The sequence below is a fragment of the Mesorhizobium sp. M4B.F.Ca.ET.017.02.2.1 genome (assembly GCF_003998955.1).
GTDB classification, from domain to species: domain Bacteria; phylum Pseudomonadota; class Alphaproteobacteria; order Rhizobiales; family Rhizobiaceae; genus Mesorhizobium; species Mesorhizobium abyssinicae.
On sequence record NZ_RZOF01000379.1, the window covers coordinates 1 to 5,754 of the forward strand.

The following is a 5,754-nucleotide window of genomic DNA, read 5'->3' on the forward strand; positions in this document are numbered from 1 at the left end:
CGCCAGCGCGGCTCGCGACCAGCTGGAGGTGACGCTGCGCATGCTTGCCCAGACGGGCGCGCGGCGCATCGACATCGTCGCCCATTCGATGGGAACCTGGGTGACCATGGAGGCGCTGCGCCAGCTCGCCATCACCGGCGACCGCGATCTCGGCGGCAGGCTCGGCGACGTGGTTCTGGCCTCGCCCGATATCGACGTCGACGTGTTCAAGAGCCAGATGCGCCGCTACGGCAAGCCGGACAAGCCTTTCATCCTGCTTCTGTCCGACGACGACCGGGCGCTGCGGCTTTCCGGCCTGATCGCCGGCTCGCGGCCGCGCGTCGGCGACTACAAGGACGCGGCCGACCTCGCCACCTATGGCGTCAGCGTCGTCGACCTCTCCAGCGTCAAGGGATCGGACAGGTTCAACCACACCAAATTCGCCGACAATCCCGAACTGGTGAAGATGATCGGCCAGCGGCTGCGCGAGGATGACGGCTTCGCCAGCGACCAGACGGTGACCGACCGCATCAGCCAGCTCGGGCAGTAGCTTAATGGTTCCGCCCGGCCGGCGCGGTTGCCGGCCGCGCCCACTTTGAACTGGACCGGACCGGCCGCGGGCTTTATCGGATTGGTCTGAGGCGTTATGATTTTCGCCCCTTGAGGGATCCCGGGTGATCGTGCGTTCGAAGACTGTCATAGTCCTTGCCTTCGCGCTCGCCGCCGCGGGATGCGCCGGCCGGAACACGCATGACCTGCTCAACAAGACGACGGTGACGGTGCCGGCCTCCGACATCGCCGCGACGCACGAGATCTTTGTCGCCACCACCCGCCAGCAGGCGACGAAGGACAAGCGGCAGGTGTTCGACGGAGACCGCTCGCTGACCACCAGCTACGCCCGCGTCGACGTCACCGTTCCCAAGGTGCATCAGGTCGGCGCCATCGAACGCGCCAAGGGTTCGGCCGACAGCAACCCGGCCAAGCAGTTCACCGCCACAGAGGTCGTCCACTATGGGGACCAGCAGCAATTCGCCAAGGCCGTCGGCTCCAACATCGCCATAAGCGGCGACCGCGCTTTGGTCTTCGTGCACGGCTTCAACAACGGCTTCGACGATGGCGTCTTCCGGCTGACCCAGATCGCGCACGACACGAAATACCCAGGCACGCCGGTGCTGTTCTCCTGGGCATCGAGCGGCAAGACGACCGGCTATATCTACGACAAGGACAGCTCCACAGCCGCGCGTGACGACCTCGAGGCGACGCTGCGGATGCTGGCCAAGACCCACGTCAAGAGCATCGACATCATCGCCCATTCGATGGGAACCTGGCTGACGATGGAAGCGCTGCGCCAGCTCGCCATCACCGGCGACCGCGATCTCGGCGGCAAGATCGGCTATGTCATCCTGGCCTCGCCGGACATCGATGTCGACGTCTTCAAGAAGCAGATGATCCGCTACGGCAAGCCGGACAAGCCTTTCGCGATCCTGCTCTCGGGGGACGACCGGGCGCTGAAGCTGTCTTCCCTGATTTCCGGCGACAAGCCTCGAGTCGGCGACTACGGCAATGCTGCCGACCTTGCCAGCTATGGCGTGGTCGTGGCGGACCTGACCAACACCAAGGGCGGCGACCGCCTGAACCATGCCAAGTTCGCGGATAATCCGATGCTGGTGCAATTGCTCGGCGACCGGCTGCGCACACCAGCCGCCCTGCGCTCGACCGAACCTGACTCGGCCGAGTTCGACAATATCGGCCAAGGCATTGGAAAGGCCGTCGGCTCGGTCGCCGAAGTGGTCATCACCACGCCTTTCAAGGTGCTGACCATCGCCACCGGCGGCTGATCGATGGGCCCGCTACACGGTTTCAGATAAAAAGATCGACCTTCTGGAACGTCGTCACGTCGATCAGTCCGACATCGGAAATCCTGAGCTCGGGAATGACCACCAGCGCCAGCAGCGAGTGCTGCATGTACGCGTTGTTCAGCGAGCAACCGACCTTGCGCATGGCTTCCGTCAGTTGCTCGGCCTTGGCTGCGACTGTCTCGGCGCGCTCGTCCGACATCAGCCCTGCGATCGGCATCTCGACCAGCGCCAGTTCCTTGCCCTTGGAGAACAGGACCACACCACCGCCGACCTCACCCAGCCGGTTGACGGCCAGCGCCATGTCCTGCTTGTTGGTGCCGACGACGATGATGTGATGCGCGTCATGCGCCACGCTGGACGCCATCGCGCAGTCCGCCATGTAGCCGAAGCCGGAGACGAAGGCATTGGTGACGCCGCCGGTGCCCCTGTGCCGCTCGACCAGCGCGATCTGGCAGACGTCGTTGCGCCGGTCCATGCCGACAAGCCCGTCCTCGACCGGCAGGTCGGCCTCCAGCGCCCGCGTCGGCGCCTGGTTCTCGATCACGCCGATGACGCGCACCCGCACCTCGTTAGCCCCCTTCGGCGCCGCCACATCGAAATCCTTCGCCTTGAGCTTCTTGCCGAGCTTGACCGTGTTCTTGGCCGTCTTCGGATAGTCATAGGCCGGGATGTCGATGTCGAGCTTGCCGCCCTTGGCCAGCCTGACGCCGCGAGCATAGACCTCGTCGATGGTCATCGCCGCCAGATCCGAGACAATCAGCAGGTCGGCAAGCCGTCCCGGCGCGATCGAGCCGATCTCGCGCTCCAGCCGGAAATGCTGGGCGGTGTTCAGCGTCGCCATCTGGATCGCCGTCACCGGCTTCAGGCCCTGGCTGATCGCGTGCCGCACCACCCGGTCCATATGGCCCTCATGCACCAGCGTGCCGGAATGGCTGTCGTCGGTGCACAGGATGAAGTTGCGCGGGTCGAGCCCGCTCTCCGTCACCGCCTTGATCTGCGAAGCGACGTCGTACCAGGCCGAGCCGAGCCTCAGCATCGCCTTCATGCCCTGGCGCACCCGCGCGATCGCATCTTCGGCGCGCGTGCCCTCGTGGTCGTCCTGCGGACCGCCGGCGACATAGCCGTGGAACGGCAGGCCGAGGTCGCGCGAGGCATAGTGCCCGCCGACCGTCTTGCCGGCTCTGACCGTGGCGGCGATCTCGCCCGACATCACCGGGTCGTTGGCGGCGACGCCCGGGAAATTCATCACTTCGCCGAGCCCGATGATGTTTTCCCAGCTCATCGCCTCGGCGATATCGGCGACCGTCAGCTCGGCCCCGGCATGTTCCAGCCCCGGCGCCGACGGCACGCAGGATGGCATCTGCACATGCACGTTGATCGGCATGGCGACCGCCTCGTCATGCATCAGCCGCACGCCGGCCAGGCCCAGCACATTGGCGATCTCGTGCGGGTCGATGAACATCGAGGTGGTGCCATGTGGGATCACCGCGCGGCAGAACTCGGTCACCGTCACCATGCCGCTCTCGACATGCATGTGCCCGTCGCAAAGGCCGGGCACCAGATAGCGCCCGCCTGCATCGACGACCTTGGTGCCCTGCCCGATGGCGTGGCCCGCATTCGGCCCGCAATAGGCGAAGCGCCCGCCGGCAATCGCAATGTCGGTGCCGGCGATGATCTCACCCGAATGGACGTTCACCCAGCGGCCGTTGCGGATGACGAGGTCGGCCGGCTTGCGGCCCATCGCGACATCGACCAGGTGCGTCGCCATCTCGGTCCACGCACGGGGTTTTGCGGGCCTGGCGGCCTTCGTTTTCGGCATTGGCGATTCCCTGGCTGTGGCCAGTCTCGCAAATGTCGGCGGGTGCCGCCAGAGCCGTCGGCCGGCATCCGGTCGGCAGGCCGCGCTTGTTGACTAACCAGGTTAAAAGGCGATGCTGACCGCGGACCGAACCGTAAGAGGGAAACATGACCCGTCTCTGGAAAGCGATCGCAGTCGTCGTCTTGTTGATAGCGTCAACCGCTCTTGCCGCAGCCGAGGAACGTTGGCAGACATTGCCGGAGCCGGTGGCCATGCCCAAACCCGAGCAGAGCGGCTATGCGCCGGTCAACGGCATCCAGATGTACTACGCCGTTTTCGGCGGTGGTGACCCGGTTCTGCTCATCCATGGCGGCCTCGGCCACGCCGACATCTGGGCGAGCTAGGTGGCGACGCTTTCCAAAACGCACAAGGTCATTGTCGCCGACAGCCGCGGCCATGGCCGCTCCACCCGCACGGAGCAGCCCTATGGCTACGACCTGATGGCGTCGGACTATCTGGCGCTGCTCGACTACCTGAAGATCGACAAGACCGCGCTTGTCGGCTGGAGCGATGGCGGCATTATCGGTATCGACATCGCGCTGCATCATCCAGAACGGCTGACAAGGCTCTTTGCGCAGGCCGCCAATGTCACCACCGATGGCGTCGATCCGGGCGTGATGACCAACAAGACCTTTGCGGCCTACATCGAGCGCTCTGGCCGCGACTACAAGAAGATGTCGAAGACACCGGACCAGTATGACGCCTTCGTGGCGCAGATCAGCCATATGTGGGAAAGCGAGCCGGCGTGGACCAAGGAACAACTCGGCAAGATTACCACGCCGACGGCGATCGTCGCCGGCGACCATGACGAGGCGATCAAACGCGAGCACACCGAATACATGGCCTCGGTCATTCCTGGTGCGAAGCTGATCATCTTGCCCAAGGCCAGCCATTTCGCCATGCTGCAGGCGCCGGACGAATACAGCAAGGCGGCGCTGGATTTCATCGACGCCAAATAGCCAGGAAGCTGGAATGCTCGTCGGTCGCTGACGATCATTCGGATTGGCGGAAAATGGCAGAGACGGTCAGGTTCGCAATCTTCGCAGTGTCGGCCGGCCTTGCCGGACTGGCATTCTTTACCTTGCATTCGTTCTGGACATGGGGCGTGCCGATCCTGATCTTCATCGCCGGCTCCGTGCTGTCCGAGTTCGCCATCAACGGTCTGGCACCGCCTCTCGAGAAGCAGCGCGACCTGGAGGATCGGGTGCGCAACCCGCCCGCGTAAACCGTTGTTGAATGAAGCCAATTCCGTTTTGCGGCGAATAAGGCTAGGTTGTACCAGGGAGTCTTTCGAAACCGCCATTTCGGAGAGCTCGATGCGTCGATTGACGCTCGTCAGTGCCGGTTTACTTGCGCTGCTGTCCGGGTCGGCCCAGGCGGCGGACGTGGGCGCCGATCTGCCAATGACGGCCCCGGGCTTCGACTGGACCGGCTATTATGCCGGCCTGCAGGCCGGCTATGGCTGGGGCCGCGCCGACATGGGCTCGAGCGGCGGCGCGCCGTTTTCCGCCTCGCCCGACCTCGATGGCGGTTTCATCGGCGGCCACGTCGCCGGCCTCTGGCAATTCGACCAGGCGGTGCTCGGCGCCGTAGCCGATCTCAACTATTCCTCGGTCGACGGCGCGGCGGACCTCGGCCTCGGAGATTCCGCCGGCGCCGAGCTGAAATGGTTCGGCTCCGTCGATGCCAAGGCCGGCTATGCCATGGACCGCGTGCTGGTCTACGGCATCGGCGGAATCGCCTTCGCCGGCATCGAAGCGTCACGCAATGGCGTTGCCGACACGCGCACGGAAGTCGGCTGGACGCTCGGCGCCGGCGTCGACTATGCCCTGACGGATAAATTCGTGGTTGGCGCCCAATACCGCTACTTCGATTTCCGTTCGGAGCACTTCGACATCCCGGACGACCGCGATCAGGACGTCAAGCTCCACACGCTGGGGGTGAACCTGAGCTATAAATTCTGACCGCAAGATAGTCCGCCAGGACGCGAAGGCGGCCTCCCCGTTGCTCAGGGATTTCGATTTCGACAGAAATGGGGTGGCCGGCGCCCGCAGGGGG

The 5,754-nt window shown here is 64.6% G+C and carries 5 protein-coding genes and 1 pseudogene; 5 read left to right on the plus strand and 1 reads right to left on the minus strand.

Annotation, left to right across the window (positions count from 1 at the left end; all coding sequences use genetic code 11):
* On the plus strand, nt 1-529 hold a 529-nt coding region (locus tag EN738_RS29645; protein WP_127286746.1), incomplete at its 5' end, for an alpha/beta hydrolase.
* 124 nt (nt 530-653) lie between these two features.
* A complete protein-coding gene (locus EN738_RS29650; protein WP_127286747.1) occupies nt 654-1,817 on the plus strand; it encodes an alpha/beta hydrolase in 1,164 nt (387 codons plus the stop codon).
* Between the two features lie 22 nt (nt 1,818-1,839).
* Here EN738_RS29650 and ade read toward each other — a convergent pair whose 3' ends face one another.
* The gene (gene ade, locus EN738_RS29655) at nt 1,840-3,657 is read right to left on the minus strand and encodes an adenine deaminase (protein ID WP_127286748.1); all 1,818 of its coding nucleotides are present in this window, start codon (nt 3,655-3,657) and stop codon (nt 1,840-1,842) included.
* A 146-nt stretch (nt 3,658-3,803) separates the two neighbouring features.
* Here ade and EN738_RS29660 point away from each other — a divergent pair.
* The 3 genes and pseudogenes from EN738_RS29660 to EN738_RS29670 all read left to right on the plus strand — a co-directional run bounded on the left by EN738_RS29660 (nt 3,804) and on the right by EN738_RS29670 (nt 5,660).
* Nucleotides 3,804-4,655, plus strand: a pseudogene (locus tag EN738_RS29660) (alpha/beta hydrolase).
* Between the two features lie 53 nt (nt 4,656-4,708).
* Entirely contained in the window at nt 4,709-4,921 is a 213-nt protein-coding gene (locus tag EN738_RS29665) for a hypothetical protein (protein WP_127286749.1), read from the plus strand.
* A gap of 91 nt (nt 4,922-5,012) precedes the next feature.
* Nucleotides 5,013-5,660, plus strand: coding sequence for an outer membrane protein (locus EN738_RS29670; protein WP_127286750.1), 648 nt, complete (start codon nt 5,013-5,015; stop codon nt 5,658-5,660).
* Nucleotides 5,661-5,754 lie beyond the last annotated feature (94 nt).